Origin of the sequence: Acinetobacter corruptisaponis (assembly GCF_030053775.1) — a bacterium.
Classification (GTDB): domain Bacteria; phylum Pseudomonadota; class Gammaproteobacteria; order Pseudomonadales; family Moraxellaceae; genus Acinetobacter; species Acinetobacter corruptisaponis.
This window is the reverse complement of sequence record NZ_CP125669.1, coordinates 683448-704200: the sequence shown is the minus strand read 5'-3', so window position 1 is coordinate 704200 and position 20753 is coordinate 683448. Positions and strand designations below refer to the sequence as shown.

18 protein-coding genes are annotated in these 20753 nt (G+C 41.8%); 10 read left to right on the top strand and 8 right to left on the bottom strand.

What is annotated here, in order from left to right; all coding sequences use genetic code 11:
• Nucleotides 1-10: 10 nt before the first annotated feature.
• The 4 genes from QLH32_RS03530 (at nt 11) to QLH32_RS03515 (ending at nt 5085) form a co-directional block, all read left to right on the top strand.
• Nucleotides 11-1810: a hypothetical protein gene (locus QLH32_RS03530; protein ID WP_283268111.1), complete on the top strand. Its 1800-nt coding sequence runs from the start codon at nt 11-13 to the stop codon at nt 1808-1810.
• 107 nt (nt 1811-1917) lie between these two features.
• Nucleotides 1918-2604: a dienelactone hydrolase family protein gene (locus QLH32_RS03525; RefSeq protein WP_283268110.1), complete on the top strand. Its 687-nt coding sequence runs from the start codon at nt 1918-1920 to the stop codon at nt 2602-2604.
• A gap of 66 nt (nt 2605-2670) precedes the next feature.
• On the top strand, nt 2671-3087 hold the full coding sequence (locus QLH32_RS03520; RefSeq protein WP_283268109.1) for an RDD family protein: 417 nt from the start codon (nt 2671-2673) through the stop codon (nt 3085-3087).
• A 165-nt stretch (nt 3088-3252) separates the two neighbouring features.
• A complete protein-coding gene (locus tag QLH32_RS03515; RefSeq protein ID WP_283268107.1) occupies nt 3253-5085 on the top strand; it encodes a monovalent cation:proton antiporter-2 (CPA2) family protein in 1833 nt (610 codons plus the stop codon).
• A gap of 41 nt (nt 5086-5126) precedes the next feature.
• Here the strand turns inward: QLH32_RS03515 and QLH32_RS03510 are convergent, their stop codons facing one another.
• From QLH32_RS03510 to aceR, 4 genes are all read right to left on the bottom strand, one after another.
• The gene (locus tag QLH32_RS03510; RefSeq protein ID WP_283268106.1) at nt 5127-6305 is read right to left on the bottom strand and encodes a benzoate/H(+) symporter BenE family transporter; all 1179 of its coding nucleotides are present in this window, start codon (nt 6303-6305) and stop codon (nt 5127-5129) included.
• Between the two features lie 108 nt (nt 6306-6413).
• Entirely contained in the window at nt 6414-7064 is a 651-nt protein-coding gene (leuE, locus tag QLH32_RS03505; RefSeq protein ID WP_283268104.1) for a leucine efflux protein LeuE, read from the bottom strand.
• Between the two features lie 72 nt (nt 7065-7136).
• The gene (gene tal, locus QLH32_RS03500; protein ID WP_283268103.1) at nt 7137-8126 is read right to left on the bottom strand and encodes a transaldolase; all 990 of its coding nucleotides are present in this window, start codon (nt 8124-8126) and stop codon (nt 7137-7139) included.
• A 106-nt stretch (nt 8127-8232) separates the two neighbouring features.
• A complete protein-coding gene (aceR, locus tag QLH32_RS03495) occupies nt 8233-9126 on the bottom strand; it encodes an HTH-type transcriptional regulator AceR (RefSeq protein WP_283268102.1) in 894 nt (297 codons plus the stop codon).
• 102 nt (nt 9127-9228) lie between these two features.
• On the opposite strand from aceR, the gene aceI reads away from it, so the two are divergent.
• The 5 genes from aceI (at nt 9229) to QLH32_RS03470 (ending at nt 16409) form a co-directional block, all read left to right on the top strand.
• Nucleotides 9229-9657: a chlorhexidine efflux PACE transporter AceI gene (gene aceI / locus QLH32_RS03490; RefSeq protein WP_283268101.1), complete on the top strand. Its 429-nt coding sequence runs from the start codon at nt 9229-9231 to the stop codon at nt 9655-9657.
• A gap of 276 nt (nt 9658-9933) precedes the next feature.
• Nucleotides 9934-10746 carry an SDR family NAD(P)-dependent oxidoreductase gene (locus QLH32_RS03485; protein ID WP_283268099.1) on the top strand — a complete coding sequence of 271 codons (813 nt, stop codon included), beginning with the start codon at nt 9934-9936 and terminating at the stop codon, nt 10744-10746.
• Between the two features lie 81 nt (nt 10747-10827).
• Nucleotides 10828-14289, top strand: coding sequence for a transcription-repair coupling factor (gene mfd, locus QLH32_RS03480; protein WP_283268098.1), 3462 nt, complete (start codon nt 10828-10830; stop codon nt 14287-14289).
• Nucleotides 14290-14482: 193 nt separating this feature from the next.
• The gene (locus QLH32_RS03475; RefSeq protein WP_004759860.1) at nt 14483-14917 is read left to right on the top strand and encodes an HIT domain-containing protein; all 435 of its coding nucleotides are present in this window, start codon (nt 14483-14485) and stop codon (nt 14915-14917) included.
• A 55-nt stretch (nt 14918-14972) separates the two neighbouring features.
• Entirely contained in the window at nt 14973-16409 is a 1437-nt protein-coding gene (locus QLH32_RS03470) for an adenylate/guanylate cyclase domain-containing protein (RefSeq protein ID WP_267979746.1), read from the top strand.
• A 30-nt stretch (nt 16410-16439) separates the two neighbouring features.
• On the opposite strand, the gene QLH32_RS03465 is transcribed toward QLH32_RS03470, so the two are convergent.
• Entirely contained in the window at nt 16440-16874 is a 435-nt protein-coding gene (locus QLH32_RS03465) for an Rrf2 family transcriptional regulator (protein WP_283268097.1), read from the bottom strand.
• A gap of 110 nt (nt 16875-16984) precedes the next feature.
• Here QLH32_RS03465 and QLH32_RS03460 point away from each other — a divergent pair, with 110 nt between their 5' ends.
• On the top strand, nt 16985-17866 hold the full coding sequence (locus tag QLH32_RS03460) for an NAD(P)/FAD-dependent oxidoreductase (protein ID WP_283268095.1): 882 nt from the start codon (nt 16985-16987) through the stop codon (nt 17864-17866).
• A gap of 55 nt (nt 17867-17921) precedes the next feature.
• Here QLH32_RS03460 and fdx read toward each other — a convergent pair whose 3' ends face one another.
• From fdx to hscB, 3 genes are all read right to left on the bottom strand, one after another.
• Nucleotides 17922-18260, bottom strand: a complete 339-nt coding sequence (gene fdx / locus QLH32_RS03455) for an ISC system 2Fe-2S type ferredoxin (protein ID WP_267979743.1) — start codon at nt 18258-18260, stop codon at nt 17922-17924.
• Between the two features lie 17 nt (nt 18261-18277).
• Nucleotides 18278-20137, bottom strand: a complete 1860-nt coding sequence (hscA, locus tag QLH32_RS03450) for a Fe-S protein assembly chaperone HscA (RefSeq protein WP_283268094.1) — start codon at nt 20135-20137, stop codon at nt 18278-18280.
• Between the two features lie 69 nt (nt 20138-20206).
• Nucleotides 20207-20725, bottom strand: a complete 519-nt coding sequence (gene hscB / locus QLH32_RS03445; RefSeq protein ID WP_283268093.1) for a Fe-S protein assembly co-chaperone HscB — start codon at nt 20723-20725, stop codon at nt 20207-20209.
• Nucleotides 20726-20753: the final 28 nt, after the last annotated feature.

Below are 20753 nucleotides of genomic sequence, written 5' to 3'. Positions count from 1 at the left end.
TGGGGTTCGTATGTTAAAAAAAAGTTTATTGAGTGCTTGTATTGCTGCCAGTGTGTTACTGACAGCATGTCATGATGACGATGATCAGCACAGTAATACATCACCAACACCGACCACAACCTACAGTAATTTAGCTGGAACAGCAGCTGTTGGGGCAGCGATTAAAAATGCCAGTGTCACAGCGAGTTGTAAAGATGGCACTGGGTTTAAAAATGAGGTTAAAACCAATGAACAGGGGGAATGGTCAGGCCAGGTGGATAGCACTAAACTACCTTGTGCATTGGAAGTGAAAGCATCAGATACCCAAACCTTGCATGGTTATGCTACAAAAGCGGGTAATGTCAATATTACACCATTCACTGATCTTGCTCTGGCTTTGGCAAGCTCACAAACGCCAAGTGACTGGTTTAAAACCTATCAACCGATTTTAGAAACCACACTTAAAACTGCGGTAGATAATTTAACCAAGCAACTTAAAGCAGATGGTTATGTATTACCAGAAAACTTTGACCTATTAACAACTAAATTTGCAATTGATGATGCATTTGATAAGGCTCTGGATGCCTTTGCAGCGTCATTGGCTGCCAATCAAGCAACAATTAAAGACTACGCTGCCCTGATTGAGAAAGTAAAAGCAGGAGATGTGGCAGCAGTTCCTGATCTCGTTCCTGTAACTCCTGCTCCAGTAACAGAAACCTGTGCCAGCAAGAAACTACCTGTAGGCAAACTCAGTGATTTGACGAGCTATAGCGGTGATTACAGTGATAAAGGTACAGTGGTCTTGAATCTGAATGCAGCGACAGGAAAAGTTATTGCAAAAGGCACAACTGCAACCATTGCAGAAGTTTGCGGTGCAAACGTTCAGCAAAATGGTACAAATTATTATGTAATTACTGACAAGGGATATGTGACACTATTTAAAGACAATGCAGGTAAATATTCTGCGGAAAGTGCAGATTTTACAGGTTTTTATGGTGAAAAAACCACAGCCTCTCCACAACTTTGCGAGTCAAATGGTGCGGATGATAAGCTTGGCTTTAAGAATGCCCCGAATGATTTCTGTAGCTTTAGTAAGGCAAGTTCAGTTGCAATTACATCACCTGATATTTATACATTTTTTAATGCTGATAAAAAAGAAAATGTAAAAATCACGGTTGAAAATTCAGTTGTGAAAAGTGTTGCTGTTGAAAATAATAGTTATGCTTGGGCATGTGGTGTGGGAACAAATCCTGCATGTAATGGTGTAACCGTAAAAGATGGACAGATCAATTCAAAACCTGCAAAAAGCTTCTATTTTAATAATACTGTATTAAAAGCAGTCAGTGGGACAACGCAAGATCTAACAGTTAAAAATAATAGTTTGTTGATGTATTTAGATAACAGTCAGCAGACTACACCGACACCTGCTACAAGCTGTGCAAATAGTACCAATCAATGGGGTTGTATCACCATTACTGGATTAGCTTCGCCATTGATATTCGAACATAACTCAACTGTATGGGCGACACCAAGAGTTGGGCAGTTTAACGCATCTAATCAAACTGTAAATGTACAGTTCGCCCATAAAGCAAATCCACCACTAGAGGATGGTATAACGATTACCAAAGCTAATGCGACTGCTACTTATATCTCATTTGTACTAGGTTCAATGACTTGGTATCAATGTGGAACATATGCTTCGGAAACTTCGGTATGCCCTGGATTAAGTTTGGACACAGCAAACCGTACATTAACATTTAAAGATGTAAAACTTTCTCAACAAGCTGATCCAACGAAAATATTAACTGCCAATGGTATACTGAAATTTTAAAAATTTACTCTAATCTTAGCTGGGGCATCTATTGATGCCCTTTTTTATTTGACAATTAATATTGTCAAAAATAATATAAAAGCGATTTAAAAAAATGGATAGCTGAAATGGAAATAAAAACAATTACATTACCGACACGTAAAATCGAAGTTGAAGTGTATGCACCTGCACAGACGTCAGAAAAAGTCCCTGCAATCCTATTGCTGCATGAGTTGTTTGGCATACTGGATGTGTATCGGGAAGATGCGCAGGACTTGGCAAATCGTGGCTATCTGGTTTATGTACCCAATTTATTTAGTGGTGGTGCAGTCAAGTATTGTATTCGGGCAATGGTCAGTAAGGCTGGGCGAATCAATGCTGCCGATAGCGATATGAATAAAGAAATGCATGTGTTACTTGATGCGTTAAAAGCTGATCCACGTTCAAATGGTCGCTTGGGTATGTCAGGTCAATGTTTAACAGGGGGTTACGTCATTCAAATGGCAAAGCGCGAAGATATGTTAGCACCTGTGGTTTATCATCATTCACTGGGAATTCAAGGTGCAGGTGTACCGAAAAAAGAATCTCTGGATGACATTCGCATTTTGCAGGGGCATTGGTCAAATGTTGATCCATTCTGTCCAACAACCAAGCGCAACAAACTGATTCAGCAACTGGGTGATCGGGTTGAAGCCTATACCTATAACATGCCACACGGATTCCGCAGTGTCAGTCGTGGTTTACCTGAAGCAAAGGTGGTTTGGCAACGTACAGTTGAATTTTTTGATCGTGAATTAAAACAAAATACGGTATAAATAATATGCTTAGGTAAATATCACGTATAAATATTGATTCTTATAGAAATAAAATGAGAGGGGAAAATGTCACATAAATACGAATATGCAGGTTTTTGGATACGCTTTCTTGCGTCTATTATTGATTCGATTATTCTGATTGTCGCTTTGATTCCGATCATGATGATTATCGCACCAAATGCTGCAAGTGGTTTTACAGGCTGGACATGGTCAGATTGGCTTGGCCAGATTATTGGTGCAGTTTTTTATATTGTATGCTGGGTAAAATTTGCAGGAACACCTGGAAAACGTTTATTACGTTTAAAGGTACTGGATGAAAAAACAGGCGAAAACTTGACGGTTGGGCAAGCCGTTCTTCGTTATATTGGTTATTTCCCATCTACGCTTGTTTTCTTTCTTGGTTTTATCTGGATTGCATTCGATAGCAAAAAACAAGGCTGGCATGACAAAATCGCAAAAAGTGTAGTTGTCCGTGAGCTATAACTTTAGATTTTCAAGATGAACACAAAAAAGTCGTCATGGTTGACGGCTTTTTTGTCTCTATCCGCATGAAAATAAATGAATTGAGAAGCTATGTCTCATAAATGATATATAAGTCTTTTAAGCTTTCACATAGAATAAAATCGCATTGATAAAAATGAGAACGACATGAGTTCAGAGGCACATTCAATCAGCTTAATTGCACCCGTGGTTTTATTGGCCGCGGCTGTGATTGCAGTCCCTATTTTTAAACGAATAGGTTTGGGTTCGGTACTGGGTTACTTAATTGCAGGCTTGATCATTGGGCCATTTGGCTTTGCTTTTTTCCACGATTCTGCATCAATTTTACATATCGCAGAATTAGGAATTGTCATGTACCTGTTTGTGATTGGTCTGGAAATGCAGCCTTCACATTTATGGGGACTCAGACGCGAAATCTTTGGCCTAGGGACATTGCAGATTGTAGCCTGTGCGACAGCACTGACAGGCGTGGGGCTATTATTTGGCTTCACATGGCAGGTGGCTTTTATTGGGGCGGCTGGTTTTGTACTCACTTCAACGGCAATTGTGATGCAGCTACTAGGAGATCGGGGAGATATTGCCCAGCCACAAGGCCAGAAAATTGTTGCTATTTTATTGTTTGAAGATTTATTGATTGTACCTTTATTGGCTATCGTGGCATTTATGGCACCCAACCATGTGGTGGAAACCACCTCCGCACGTTTGCAAAATATCGGCATTGGCCTGATTGCAATTGCAGGATTGATTGCAGCAGGTTACTGGTTGCTGAATCCTCTGTTTAGATTGCTGGCGGCTGCAAAGGCGCGGGAAGTCATGACCGCAGCAGCATTACTGGTTGTGCTGGGTGCTGCATTGCTGATGCAGGTCAGTGGTTTGTCTATGGCGATGGGCGCTTTCCTTGCAGGTGTGTTGTTGTCTGAATCAACATTCAGGCATCAAATCGAGGCAGATATTGAACCGTTTCGTGGGCTGTTACTGGGCCTATTTTTCCTCGGTGTCGGGATGTCACTCGACTTGTCTGTGGTTGCGCAAAACTGGCAGCTTATTCTAAGTGGTGTGTTGGCGATGATGTTTGCCAAGGCACTCATGATTTATATCGTTGCCCGTGTCAGTAAAAGTTCGCATACCGAAGCGCTGGATCGTGCATTGCTGATGGCTCAGGGTGGTGAATTTGCCTTTGTATTGTTTGCTGCGGCTGTCAGTGCTCAGGTGATTGATAATACAATCAAGTCGAACTTAACCGCAATCATCGTGCTTTCGATGGTGTTGACGCCTATTCTGGGGATTATATTTAAGCGATTTACTCAAACCAAGGATGAAATCAATTTAGACAATGTAAATGTTGCCGATGGACTCAGTGGCAGTATTCTGATGATCGGCTTTGGCCGTTTTGGACAGGTGACCAGTCAATTGCTGCTGGCAAGAGGTGTCGATGTCACCATTATTGATAATGACATTGACATGATTCAGAACGCGGAAAAATTCGGTTTTAAAATCTATTATGGTGATGGCAGTCGTCTGGATATTCTGCATGCTTCAGGGGCAGCCACGGCTCAGGCAATTGTGGTGTGTGTTGATAGTAAGGAAACCACCAATCGAATTGTGGAACTGGTGACGCATGAGTTCCCACTGGCCAAGCTGCTGGTACGTTCTTATGACCGTGAACACTCGCTTTATTTAGTCAAACAAAAAGTCGATTATATGATTCGTGAAACCTTTGAATCCGCAATCAAGTTTGGCGGCGTGATTTTGCAAGAACTGGGTGTCGATGAAGATGAGGTTCAGCGCATTGCCGATGAAATTCGTGAGCGTGATGATGAGCGTTTTGAAACAGAAATCGCTGCGGATGACGTTTATGCAGGTGTGGGTCTGCAATATACCCATGCACATCCACGTCCAACTGCACCATTAATTCGACCTAAACAGGCTGGACGCATTTTAAATGATGAAGAGGCGCAGAAAGAGTTAGAGGAAAAATAACTGTTAGCCAATTATATTCTTAAATAAGCCTTGGTCATGCGCTAAGGCTTATTTTTTAGTTTCAACCTGAATAAGATTAAAACAAAAATACCTAAAAGTAGTCCCCAAAAAGCGGAACCGATTCCCCAAAACTGTACACCAGAAGCACTACATAAAAAAGTCAGTAGCGCAGCTTCACGTTCCTCTACATTGGCAAAGGCAATCGCAACATTGTGGCTAATGGTTGCGAACAGGGCAATTCCCGCCAAAGCCACAATAAAGATTTGTGGAAATGACATGAGTAGACTGACCAGCGTTGCTGCAAACAGTCCCATCAAAATATAGAACACACCGCAACTGATTCCCGCAATATAACGTTTGGCTGGGTCAGGGTGAACCTGATCATCCAGACTGACAGCCGCACTAATCGCAGCCAGATTTATTGAAAAACAGCCAAACGGTGCAAAGATGGTATGGGCAACTCCAGTCCAGCCGACCAGTTGATTGACATGGGGTTGATAGCCATAACTTTTGATCATGGCAATGCCTGGCAAATTCTGTGAGGTCATATTAATCACAAACAGCGGTAAAGCCAGACCGAGTAAGGCAGACCATGAAAATGCAGGTTGCATCCAGACAGGTTGTGCCAAAGACCATGTGATGGAGTGAAATTGAAAATCGACAAATAATGGGCAAATGATTACCCCTAAAATTACGGTGAGTACGATGCTATAACGGGGAAATAGCTTTTTCGAAACTAGATAAATCAGCAGCATACTCAGGATAAAACCCAGATGAGTTTGCATACTGCTAAAAATCTGGATGCCAAACTTTAGCAAGATACCTGCCAGCATGGCACAGGTCAGGCTTTGCGGAATATGCGCCAATAATTTTTGAAAAATGCCTGAAAATCCGACTACTGCAATCGCAATCCCACAAATCAGAAAAGCACCAATGGCTTCATATAGATCATAATGGCCTGTAGATGCGATAATCAACGCAATCCCAGGGGTCGACCATGCAGTTGCCACAGGATATTTATATTTCCACGACAGAATTAAGCCTGATAGACCAATCGCCAGACCCAATGCCCAAAACCATGAACTGATTTGTGCGCTATTTGCACCTAGAGATTGAGCACCCTGTATCACCAAGACAGCAGAAACGCTAATCCCGATCAGAAAGGTGATAAAACCAGCAAATACCGCAGGAATGGAAAAATCTTGAATAAGGCGTTGCATCTATGCATCTATACTTGATTAAAATTTGTTGAAAAGTATATCGTTAATATCAGCTAAATCGTAGTTCTAAAATGATTGAATAAATTGATCATTCGATCAAAAGTGGCATTAAGCCAGCGTTGAGGTTGCGAGTTTAAGACCAAAACCAAAAAACAGGATGCCAACCAGACAAATACCACTTGCTGCCAGTTTAAGGTTATGTTTAAAGAAAGCTGCCAATTTAATACCAGAAAAGATCAAGGCGGTTAAATAACTAAAGCTAATCAATTGCAGAATAATCGCCAGAATTAAAAAACTTAATGCAGGATAGACATAGTCTGGCTCAACAAACTGCACAAAGAAAGACAGAAAAAACAGGATGGCTTTGGGATTAAGCAAGCTGATACTCAGTGCTGTGCGGTAAGGGTGAACTTGATCTAATTGAGGTAAATCAGCCATTTCTGCATACTGTTGTGGTTTGTTCCATGTTTGATAGGCACCCTGTAACAGCTTAAACCCTAAATAAGCCAAGTAGGCACCACCAATTATTTTTAGAATGACAAATAAGATAGGAAAGGTTTTTAAGAGCGAAGCTGCTCCAAAAATAGTGAGCAGGATTAAAATAGAATCGCCTGTTAATACGCCCAATGCTCCCCAAAAGCCTGTTTGGATACCATAACGTGAGGCAATCGACATCACATATAATGAGTTTGGTCCAGGTAATAAGATGATCAACACTGTACCAATGATGTAAGTGGTTAAATCTATTATACCAAACACAATAAACTCATTAAAAACCGATTTTTGCTATAGTAACAAAAATCGGTTTTTTATAGGTGAAAAATCGACTAATTATGGCTTGATTTCAGCATCAATTCCAAATGATTGACGTAGTAACAAACTGAGTTGATCACGCGCCTTGATAAAGCCATCAATACCGCTTTGCAGTAACTGGAAAGCCATCAAGTCCTGTTCAAGTTCTGCCTTGAAGCTTTCCTTGGTCTGGGTAGGGCGTTCAATTTTTTCCGCCTGTTGTGCGGCTTCGCTGCTCAGTTGGGCAGCAACTGTTTGCTGATCCTGATCCAGTTGTGCCAATAAATTTGGCGCAATGGTCAATAAGTCACAACCTGCCAAACCTAAAACTTGTGCAGTACTGCGGAAGCTTGCCCCCATCACCTGGGTTGGAATACCGTGTTGTTTATAGTAGTTATAGATTTTCTTAACTGACAGCACTCCAGGGTCTTTTTCAATTGGATATTGATCAACGCCCTCAGCTTTTTTATACCAATCCAGAATACGACCAACAAATGGTGAAATCAGTGTCACTTTTGCATCAGCACAGGCTTGGGCTTGGTGTAGGCCAAACAACAAAGTCAGGTTACATGAAATTCCTTCAGCTTCTAAAACCTTAGCCGCCTGAATACCTTCCCATGTTGATGCAATTTTAATGAGGATACGAGACTGCTCAATACCATAGCCCTGATAAAGTCTGGACAGTTCACGGGCTTTGGCAATGGTGGCTTGGGTATCATAAGACAGAGAGGCATCTACCTCAGTTGATACACGGCCATCAATCAGCTTTAAAATTTCAACACCAAATTTCACAGTTAAAATATCAATGGTGCGTTCAATCAGTTCATCACCCTGATAATTTTCCTGTTTTGCCTGTGCATAGGCATCTTCAATCAGTTCTTTACTTTCTGGTTGTTCAGCAGCAGCCGTGATCAGTGATGGATTGGTGGTGGCATCCAAAGGGCGAAATTTTTCAATTGCTTCCAGATCACTACTATCAGCAACCACAGTGGTTAAATTCTTTAATTGATGTAATGCAGATTCAGTCATTGCTATAGATTTCTTGCTAAACAATATTATTGGTAACTTCTGTTATAGCACAATCTTCGTGAAAACAAAGCATCGCTTTAATCTCAGATTAAGATTCATACATTCATTATTTATTTTCGAGTTGGCGTTGTGTCCGAATATGCTCAATTAAGAAGCGTGCTGCTGCACCCAAGTCACTTTCACGACTCCAGACCAAATCCACATAATATTCAAATTTTGGGGTGAAATCATAAAGTTCCATGATTTTTAACTTTTTCTTTAATTCAGGATTTTCATTAAACATTTCCAGTGGTAAAACCCCCCAACCCAAGTTCCGCACAATCATCATACAGGCAGAGTGATGGTTATCAGTACGCCAGTAATTTTTGGAAAATAACAGCTCAGGTTTAATGGTATGGTCTCGGCTGGCCACCACAATCTGTCGGGTTTGCACCATTTGCTCAAATGACACTTGTTTGAGTTGAGCAAGAGGATGATGTTTTGCAATAACAGGGACCAAAGCTTCTCTTTTGAGTTCAACAAACTGCTCACGACTATCTAAATGCTCCCGTTCAAACATCAGTGCCAACTGGGCAGTTTGATCAAGCAGCATTTGTAGGGCATCTTCCTGTGGTGCAGAGACAATATTGAGGACGAGACTAGGAAAGTGTTGCTCAAGTAGGGTGATGTAATCCGTCCAGTTGGTATGGAGCAGCTCGGAAACCACCACAATATTTAATGTGGATTCCAGTCCAGTACTGAGTGCATGGGCATGTTGTTTCCATTGATTCATTTCAATCAACAGTTGCTGGGTTTTTTCATACAGCACCATTGCCTCGGCCGTAGGGACTGGCTCACGTCCAACCCGTTCAAATAAATTCAGGTTCAGGTCGATTTCCAGATTGGCAATCGACATACTCACCGCAGAGGGAACCTTACCGAGTTTACGGGCAGCGGCAGAAAATGAACCCGTTTCAATGACGGTTTGAAACATGAGAAGTTGTTCTTGATTAATATTCATCTGTCAAAACTAATCTATCAAAGAAAGTGAAAGAACCTGATTGGATTAATCAAAATTATAAAAATAAAATGCACATTATCCAAACAACAGAGTGTTATAGAAATGTTGATCTCCAAGAGAAGACTCGTTCATGCGATGAGCTATGAAGTGATTTTATTGGTCATCATCGCAATTGCGTTAAGTTTTATTTTTAATATGCCTTTAGAAGTGACTGGTATTCTAGGTGTGATCATGGCGGCCATTTCCGTGGTCTGGAACATGATTTTTAACCATTATTTCGAGAAAATAGAATATAAATATCAGAGGCAAAGAACTATTCCAGTTCGTATTTTACATGCGGTTGGCTTTGAGGGTGGTTTGATGCTTGTGACCATTCCGATCATTGCCTATATGATGCAGATGAGCTTTCTTGATGCGCTGATTCTGGATTTTGGTTTGACCATGTGTATTCTGGTTTATACGTTTATCTTCCAGTGGTGTTATGACCTGATTGAAGAAAGATTTTTTCCGAATGCTAAATTCGCATCTTAACCATTAATGAAAGCATTCTTTGAATTTTCAAAGAATGCTTCTCTATATTTATAAATAGCCTAAGCATTAAGTAATAATCTAAGTGAAGTTTGAACTCTCTTTAATTAAAATCGCAATAGATCAGACGGAAAAACTTGATCGTCTCATTAAAAATAATCTATAGAATTTTCTATTTAATTAAAATTGATCAAAGTGGCAAATAGAAAAATAATTTTAGGTCAAACCAATGAGACCAAGATAGGTTATATATGGACAGTATGTAGCATAGGAAAAAGTATGAAAAATTTACAAGGAAAAACCATTGTATTGACAGGTGCATCGGGTGGGATTGGTGAACAGGCTGCCATCCAACTGGCTGCATTGGGTGCCAAAATGTGTTTAATCGCCCGTCGTAAAGATGAATTGGAACGAGTGCAGCAGGTAATTCAGCAGCAAGGTGGTCAGGTATGGATTTATCCTGTTGACATTACGCAGGATGTTGAGGCGAAACAGTGTATCGAACAAATACTCAGTGAACATAAGAAAATTGATGTCCTAATTAATAATGCAGCCCGCTCGATACGCCGTCCGATTATTCAGGCACTGGATCGGCTACACGATTTTGAGCGTACCATGCAAATCAACTATTTTGCTGCCGTCCGTATGACATTGGGTTTATTGCCACATTTTCTGGAAAATGGTGGAGGGCATGTGATTAATATCTCCACCATGTCCACCCAAGTTCCCATTCCGTTATTTTCAGCGTATTTAGCCAGTAAATCGGCACTAGAATCATTTTCACGCTCTCTTAGAATGGAACTGGCTGATCAGGGAGTGGATGTGAGTATTGTTTATTTCCCAATGGTACGCACGCCGATGTCATCTAAAACAACGATTTATAAACATATGCGAATGCTGGATACGCCTACTGCGGCAGGATGGATCGTCAAGGCAGTACAGCAAAAGTCCTATCGTATTACCAGTACTAGTGGTGCAATTGCCAATGTCTTGCTGAATACTGCACCTGCTACGGTTATGAATTTAACCCGCCCCTTATTTCGTTTGATGGATCAACAGTTAGAGAAAAAATTAAAGGATAAATCCAGTTAGTCTTCTTTCTGGATTCATATCCACACAAAAAGCATCATGCTAAACTAGGCCAATTGTCCTTTAAATTGCACGATTTTCTCTATGTTTCAACAAGAAATCTCTCAATTAAACCTACAACAATTCAAAGCAGGCGAAAAACGCTGGATCGGTTCATTGCTGGGGTCATCTGCTGCATTATTATTTAAAGAAATTGCCACACAAAGCTCAAATCTATATATGGTTGTGGCAAGGAATAACCAGCATCTGGTTCAACTGGAAAGTGAACTGGAATTCTATGGCATTAAGCCCACCATTTTTCCTGACTGGGAAATTTTGCCCTATGATCGTTTGTCACCGCATCAGGATATTGTGTCAGAACGTTTGGCTATTCTGTCCAATATGCCACAAAAGGGCATTTTACTGATTTCGGCAAGTACACTTGCTCAAAGGGTTGCACCATATTCATGGGTTGTGGGCGAGCACTTTGATATTAAGGTGGGTCAGAAACTTGATCTGGAAGTACAGAAAAAGCAATTGGTACAAGCAGGCTATCGGTTGGTTGATACGGTGTATGATCATGGTGAATTTGCGGTTCGTGGCAGCATCATGGATATTTTTGCTTCTGGGCAAGAACAACCAATCCGTATTGACTTATTTGATGATGAAATTGACAGTCTAAAATTCTTCGATCCAGAAACGCAGCGCACCACTGAATCCTTAAAAAACTTTACTGTTTTACCCGCCAAAGAATTTCCACTTAAAGAGGGGCGGTCTACCTTTAGAGACCGTTATGCAGAAAGTTTTCCCACTGCCAATCCTAAGAAAAATCCAATTTATCAGGATGTCCTAGAGGGCATTGCGACCCCAGGTCTGGAATTTTACCTACCATTATTCTTTGATAAAAAGCTAATGGAGGCGCAAAGTATCCTCACAACCTACTTACCAAAGAATTGCGTTGTCATTACAAATAATGAAGTTGAAGATGAACTCATCAACTTCTGGAAAGAAGTGGTTCGTCGTTATGAGGATCGTCGTCATAACATTGATCAACCGATTCTTCCTCCTGAGGAATTATTTTTAATGCCAAATCATGTGTTGCAGGCATTAAATCAATTTCCACGAATCTTAGCCTCAGCAGAAGCATTTGAAGCCAAAGCAGGTGTGCTCAATCTAGCTGCTGAACAACCACCCAAACTTGCAGTTGATCCTAAAAAGCAACAGCCTTTTGAGGCAGTGAAACATTATGTTGATCAAGCTAGACATCCAGTTTTATTGGTTGCGGAAAGTGCAGGCCGCCGTGAAACTTTAAAAGATGCTTTGCGGGCGGTATTAGGTGAAATTCAAACCGTAGACAGTTTTGCCCAGTTCCAGAAAAACCAGTTACAGGTTGCCATTACCAGTGCGCCTTTGGATCGTGGTTTATTGCTGACTGATCAGCTTTCAGTGATTTCTGAAAATCAGCTCTATGAACATCGTGTGGTACAACGTCGCCGTAAACGCCAGCAGGAAGTGTCTGAAGAGTTTCTGGTTCGTAGCCTGACTGAGCTGAGCATTGGTGCGCCTGTGGTACATATTGATCATGGTGTTGGACGTTATGCAGGCTTGATGACGCTGGAAATTGATCAGCAGGATCATGAGTTTTTACAGCTTGATTATGCTGATGGCGCAAAAGTTTATGTCCCTGTGACCAATTTACACCTGATCAGTCGTTATAGTGGTGGCGACCCTGATCTTGCACCGCTACATAAATTAGGCACAGATACTTGGAATAAGGCGAAGCGTAAAGCTTTAGAGCAAATCCATGATGTTGCGGCTGAGTTGTTGCATATTCAGGCACGCCGTCAGTCCAAGCCAGGCTTTGCCTTTGAAATGGATCATACAGGCTATATGCAATTTGCCAGTGGCTTTGCTTATGAGGAAACACTTGATCAAGCCAATGCCATTGAAGCGACCCTACATGATATGCAACTTGCTAAACCGATGGATCGTCTGGTTTGTGGTGATGTGGGCTTTGGTAAAACAGAAGTTGCCATGCGAGCTGCATTTGTGGCAGTACAAAATAATAAACAGGTTGCTGTACTGGTTCCAACCACGCTATTGGCGCAGCAGCATTATGAATCCTTTAAAGACCGCTTTGCTGATACCGCTGTTCGGATTGAAGTATTATCCCGTTTTGGTAGCAATAAAACTCATCTCAAAACTATTGAGGATTTAGCTGAGGGCAAAGTGGATATCGTGGTGGGAACACACAAGATTCTGCAAGAAAATATTCAGTTTAAAAACCTTGGACTGATGATTGTCGATGAAGAACATCGTTTTGGGGTGCGGGATAAGGAACGGATCAAGGCTTTACGTGCTGATGTCGATATGTTGACTTTAACTGCGACACCGATTCCACGTACCCTGAATATGGCATTTTCTGGGATGCGTGATCTCTCCATTATTGCGACACCGCCCGCACGACGTTTAGCGGTGAAAACCTTTGTACAGGAACACACGGATGACTCGATCAAGGAAGCGATTCTGCGTGAACTGTTGCGTGGTGGTCAGGTCTATTTGCTGCATAATGAAGTGGAAACCATTGAACGAGCAGCTGAAACGATCCGTCATCTAGTGCCAGAAGCACGAGTGGCAGTGGCGCATGGGCAAATGCGTGAACGTGAACTGGAACAAGTGATGCAGCAGTTCTACCATAAAGATTATAACGTTCTGGTTTGTTCAACCATTATTGAAACAGGGATTGATGTTCCAAATGCCAATACCATTATTATTGAACGAGCCGATAAATTGGGTTTAGCGCAGTTGCATCAATTGCGTGGTCGTGTAGGACGTTCACATCATCAGGCCTATGCTTATTTGTTAGTGCCTTCCATTAAACATCTTAAAGGTGATGCGGAAAAACGTCTGGATGCCATTCAACGTGCTTCAACCTTAGGCGCTGGATTTATGCTGGCAACCGAAGATCTGGAAATCCGTGGTGCAGGTGAATTACTGGGTGAACAGCAAAGCGGCTCGATGCAGGCGATTGGCTATAGCCTGTATATGGAAATGCTGGAAAAAGCCACTAAAGCCATTCAAAAAGGCAAGACTCCGAACTTCGATGCGCCATTGTCATTGACGGCTGAAATCAACCTGCACATGCCAGCCTTGATTCCTGATGATTATCTGGGTGATGTACATCAACGCTTATTGTTCTATAAACGCATCAGTAACACCGATACGCAGGAAAAACTCGATAATATCCGTATGGAGTTGATTGACCGTTTTGGTATTCCACCACAACCCGTTAAGCAACTATTCAGCGTTCATCAAATACGTTTAAGGGCAGAGCAACTGGGCATTACCAAAGTGGATATCAATAGCAATGGCGGTTATATCGAATTTTCGCCCGATACACCCGTGCAGGCGATCAGCATTATTCAGCTTATGCAGAAAAATCCGACCTACTACCGTATGGAAGGTGGTCAGCGCCTGAAAGTGATGGTACAACTGGCTGAATATGACAAACGTATTCAGTTTATCGTTGAACTACTGAATAAATTGCTGGGTGAGTTGCATAGTTAGTTGAAAAATAGATTGATGTTTAATTAAGCGAATATAGGTTTGTCGGTGAAAAATAACCATTTTTTGATCGGATGTTGTGCCAATAAATGAGGAAAATCATTGTTATTTGTAATCAAACAGGTTACTAATAATATTCACATCAAAACTGATGTGATAGTATTGATCATCATTATTCTGCATCATTTATAAAGATATGTTTAGTTTGCATCCACAACTTGCTCAAGATACATTTTTTGTAGGCGACTTCCCGCTTTCAACATGTCGTTTAATGAATGATATGCAATTTCCCTGGTTGATCCTTGTACCACGTGTACCAGGTATTACAGAACTATATGAACTCAGCCAGGCAGATCAGGAACAGTTTCTACGTGAGTCAAGCTGGTTATCCAGCCAGCTCGCCCGTGTATTCCGTGCGGATAAGATGAATGTTGCCGCTCTGGGGAATGTGGTTCCACAACTGCATTTTCACCATGTCGTGCGCTATCAGAATGATGTGGCATGGCCTAAACCTGTTTGGGGTACACCAGCTGTGCCTTATAGCAATGATGTATTGGCACATATGCGCCAGACCCTAATGCTTGCATTACGCGGTCAGGGTGATATGCCATTTGACTGGCGCATGGACTGAGCCAGAAAGAAAATAGAATAAAAGCCGTATTCTATAATAAGAAAAGGAGGACGGAGTGCCACTAGATAGGTTAATTGATAAAGAGCCTAGACAGTTCGCTTACTTTCATCGATTGATGGGATATTCGATCTTGTCGCTGATTTTGGTCATCTATACTTTTACCTCTACCAGTGCTAGCTATCAACTCTATATCCTCCCTTTGTTATTGGTCTATTTCCTGTTCTGTCCTAAACTGGAAAAGTGGCTGCAATATAAATATGATAAAGTCACTGAAAAGAATGTTCTCTTTGCCTGTGAAGCCATTATTGTTGCCATTGTTCTTGCGGGTCTACATTTAAGTCTTGTCCCTACGTTTACCATTTTATTTGCCTTATTGTATGTTGGTCTGAATAACAAGATTTCCCTGCCAATTGGTTGCCTGATTGGGCTGATTGGTGTGCTGGTCTTTTATTTCTGTACTTTTTTTATCTTTGATGCGGAAGAATACTTTGAGCCAACCAATCCTGAACTGACCGTTGTGAGCTTGCTTGGCCTGATGATGTTCATTGTGATTGGTAACTACTATCAGCATCGTCGTCTCAATATTCTGGGACAGCAACGCCAGCATTACCATAATCAAATGACACGCTATATTGCATTTGCCAACCAGCTCAGTCGTTATGCGCCACTTCAGTTGTGGCAATCGATTATGCGGGGTGAGGCTGAGGCAAAAATTGAATATAAACGTAAAAAATTAACGGTTTTCTTCTCAGACATTCAAGGTTTCACTGAACTCTCAGAAACACTTATTCCAGATGATTTGGCTTTCCTGCTCAATGATTATCTCAGCCATATGACTGAAATTGCCAAGCAATATGAGGCAACCGTGGATAAGTTTATGGGAGATGCGATCCTCATTTTCTTTGGTGATCCAAACTCACAGGGTGTGGAGCAGGATGCGAAATCCTGTCTGGAAATGGCAATTTCCATGCGCCAGCAAATGAAACTGTTGCGTGAACGCTGGAAGAAAATGGGCTATCCAGCCTTGCATATCCGCATGGGGATTAGTACAGGTTACTGCCACGTTGGGAACTATGGGGCTTCACACCGTATGGCCTATACCATTGTGGGACGTGATGTAAACTTGGCGGCACGTTTACAGTCCGCTGCGGAAGTGGATGAAATCCTGATTGCGGATGACACACATCAGTTGATTAAAAATGAGTTTCTATGCGTACCTAAAGTTCCTATTTATTTAAAAGGGATTCAGGGGCCAGTAAAAACCTGGCAAGTGATGGAAAAATTCACTGGTAAGAAATCAGACACACAAAAATGGTTTGATTTTGAATATAAGGGTTTTCATTTAGTGCTTAATTTAGAAGAAGTACAAAATTATGAATATCCTGAATTGGTTGAAATTCTTGAAAAAATGATAGACCGAATTAAAAAGCAGCAGAAGATTACCAATGCACAGGGAATTCCAAAACTGACTCTGGATGATGAAGTAAGATAATAAATTCCAAGAAAACTACTGCTCATTAATCTAGTGTGAATGCATTTCACATAAATGATCAAATTGTACAGCCAGAGACGCGAGGGTTGTTGCTTTCAATTGTCGAATCAGGATGTTCTGAGCATCCTGAATTGCATGATCCAGTGCCGCATTAACCACTTGTTCAACCAGACATTCTGGATTCTCTCTTTCATTTCCAATGGCGAAAATCGTAGGTTCACCCACAGCCTGATAAATGTCCCATAAGGTAATTTTCTCCAGATCAGCTGTCAATTGCCAACCTCCACCTGCACCTTTTTCTGAGTGTACAAAACCTGCCTTTTTTAAACCTGACATGGTACGTCTAACCACCACTGGATTAGTTGAAAGCATCTGTGCAATTTCATCGGAGGTAAAGGTTTTTTTCTGTCTGGCCATGTGTAACAGCACATGAAGCATTCGGGAAAGTTTACTGTCGGTGCGCATGAAATCAATAAGTGAAATGGTAAAAAGTAACCCTTAATGTAACATCAAAAGTTGCAAATTAAAATGAAAAGTATTAATGTAACTTTAAAAGTTACATATAGGTGATTCTCATGCAGCACGATGTTGCAATTATTGGTGGTAGTTATGCAGGGCTGGCTGCGGCAATGCCATTGGCAAGGGCTCGTAGAAATGTGGTTATTATTGATGCAGGACAAAGACGAAATCGTTTTGCTGAATATTCACATGGTTTCTTAACACGGGATGGTACAAAAGCCAGTGAAATTGCTCAAATCGCAAAAGAGCAGGTATTGGCTTATAAAACAGTTCAGTGGGAAGATGGAAGTGTAAAACGTATAGAAAAGGTCAATGATGGTTTTGCTGTGTGTATTGATGCCACTCGTTCAGTCACGGCAAGGCGATTGATCATTGCGGCTGGAATTACTGATCAACTGCCTGAGATTTCGGGTTTGGCTGAACGCTGGGGAAAAACCATTTTCCATTGTCCTTACTGTCATGGTTATGAACTTAATCAGGGTAAAATCGGGATTATCGCAAGTTCAGAACATTCAGCCCATATGGCAATGATGCTTCCAGATTGGGGTAAGACGACCATCTTTATCAATGATTATCCCGTACCAGATGAGTTGCTTGTTCAACTCAAGGCAAGAGGGGTTCATATTGAAAACAGAGCAATTCAAGAAATTACAGGGCAGAGTGATGTTGTGTTGGCAGATGGCTCAGTTATTCAATTGGACGGTATATTTGCAACAACAAAATGCACGATTGCTCAAGACTGGATATTCAAGCTCGGCTGTGAAATTGAGCAGAATGCAATAGGTGAGGCGATTAAAACCAATAGCATGAAAGAAACATCAGTGGCAGGTATTTTTGCCTGTGGTGATGTTGCACGTTTAGGCAGTTCAGTGCCTTTGGCGGTTGGTGATGGCACCATGGCGGGCGCAGCTGCGCACCGATCCCTAATTTTCGGTTAAATAAAAAAGCTAGAGATCAACTCTAGCTTTTCATATTTCGGGAAACTATTTAGGTTTAATGATTTTCTGAAGCATGGTTGATGGTGTATTTAGGGATTTCGATCTCTAAATCTTCATCAACAATCTCAACCTGACAAGACAGGCGGGAATCAGGTTCCAGACCCCATGCGCGGTCAAGCAAGTCTGCTTCAACGTCATTCATTTCCTCAAGGCTGTCAAAACCTTTACGAACAATCACATGGCATGTGGTACAGGCACATGACATATCACAGGCATGCTCAATCTTAATGCCTTGCTTGAGTAGGCTTTGGCATAAATTGGCATTCTGTTCAACTTCAAATTCAGCACCTTCAGGGCAAATTTGAGGATGCGGAAGAACTTTAATACGTGGCATATTGATCACCTATACCTTTAATTTGAGTTTGACCAATCTTCAAGTTTTGTACCTTTTAAGGCATGGTCAATATGTCGGTTCATACGAAGTGCGGCAAAGGCATCACTGTGAATTTTAAGCTGTTGAACAGCCTGTTCAATTGCTGCAAGATCATTGGTCTTGAGACGTGCCTTTAGGGCTTCTGCTGCAAGAATGAGATCACAAGCCTGCTGTTGGGTGAGTAGATCGGTATCCGCTTTTAACGCCTGTTCTAAAGCTTCCAGCTCACGTTGTGCCTCAACTTTGGTTTCCTGTAGGTGGCGAAGATTCTTATCTTCCTCTGCATGTTGGAAACCCTCTACCAGTAAACGTTCTGTATCCGCTGCGGATAAGCCATAGGATGGTTTGATATCAATCTGGGCTTGAACACCAGAAGTGGTTTCTTTTGCCGATACAGTGAGTAAACCATCTGCATCGACCTGGAATGTCACTTCAATGCGTGCCTGACCCGCGGTCATTGGCGGAATGCCGTGTAACACAAAACGGCCCAATGAACGGCAATGCTCAACCAGATCACGTTCACCCTGTACCACATGAATCAACATGGCGGTTTGTCCATCTTGATAGGTGGTAAATTCTTGACGGCGCGCGACAGGAATCGCTGTGTTACGTGAAATCAGACGTTCAACCAAACCACCCATCGTCTCCAAGCCGAGGGAGAGTGGAGTGACATCAAGCAGTAATGAACCATCTTGGCTATTCCCAATGAGTTGATTGGCGGTAATCGATGCACCAATGGCAACCACTTCATCTGGGTTAATGGTACAGAGCGGCTCACGTTCAAATAATTCACGTACCGCTTTCTGTACTGCGTATGAGCGAGTAGAACCACCCACCAAGACCACATGCTCAATCTCATCCAGTTGAAGCTTGGCATCACGTAATACACGCTTGCAGACACTCATGGTTTTATCGAGTGCAACCTGAATGATTGATTCAAATGTTGGGCGATCTAAAATCAGACGATCATCCAATAATTTTAATTCAGCAGTTTCGTGATCTGTTAAATGTTCTTTAGCCTGACGTGCCGCAATTACAAAAACAGCATATTCTTCATCGCTTAAGCTATCGATATTAAGCTGTTTTTTGGCCCATTTTACAATTAAGCGGTCAAGATCATCACCACCCAATGCTGTGTGTCCACCTGTTGCCAGAACTTCAAACACACCTTGTGAAAAACGCAGGATGGAGACGTCAAAAGTACCGCCACCTAAATCGTAAATCACATAATTACGGTCTGTACTGAGATTGGTGTCCTGATCCAAACCATAGGCAACCGCGGCAGCCGTTGGTTCATTCAGTAAGCGCAAAACATTTAAACCCGCAAGCTGGGCTGCATCACGAGTTGCCTGACGCTGTGCTTCATCAAAATAAGCAGGAACGGTAATCACTGCACCATTCACAGGATTGTTCAGGCTTGCTTCTGCACGGTCCTTTAACTGTTTTAGTATTTCAGCAGAAATTTCAACAGGTGTTTTACGGCCAGCAACCGTTTCAAATGCTGGCATTTCATTTTCTGCACCAACAAGTGTGTATGGATGCTGGAATTTGACATCAGCCTGTGAGCGACCCATAAAACGTTTTACTGAAACGATGGTGTTTTTCGGGTCAGTCAACATAAATGGTTTGGCTTCATAGCCAAATGTGGTTGTATCCTTTGCATAATGAACAATAGAGGGGAGCAGAACCCGACCTTTGTCATCCTGTAGAACTTTCGGTTTTCCCGATAGCACTGTCGCCACTAAAGAGTGGGTTGTCCCCAGGTCAATGCCAATCGCAATACGATGTTGATGCGGGGCAGTCGATTGACCAGGTTCAGCAATTTGCAAAAGTGCCATGCGTGCGGTATCCCTTAAATAATCGGTAATAACGTCCTTGAGGAACGATTGAAGTTCCGCAAAGGAGGTCTAAAAATCATCGTCCAGATCGAAGCTATCTTCTTCGTCCAGCATACGATCTTCAGCTTTATCAATATCATTCATCACACGTTGGAAAAAACGCAGCTTACGAACGGTATCACGTGCCTCAGCCCAGTCTTCATCCGCATAATCAATCTTGAACTCTCGGACTAGGCTATCAATCCATTGTTGCACATCAACTTTTAATGTGCGTAGCTGATCTGCTGATGTGGCTTCGTCAAGCTGTTCACGCATTTCAAGTGCGGATTGCAGAAACTCAAAATCATTAATGGATTGGTCAAGATGATGGTCTTGTTTTTTTAAGGCAAGTAAATACGCAGCACGGCTATCCACTTGTGAGAGCACTTTATAGGCTTGGTTGATTTCACTTGACTTGATCAATGCCTGATCTTTGTCAGTGGCTTTGTCTGGATGATATTGCTGTTGCAAACTTAAAAACTGTTTTTTTAAAGCTGCTAAATCTATATCGAGTGCTTCTGGTAATTGGAACAACTCAAAATGATTCATGGGAGATGAATTCCGCTATTGATAAATA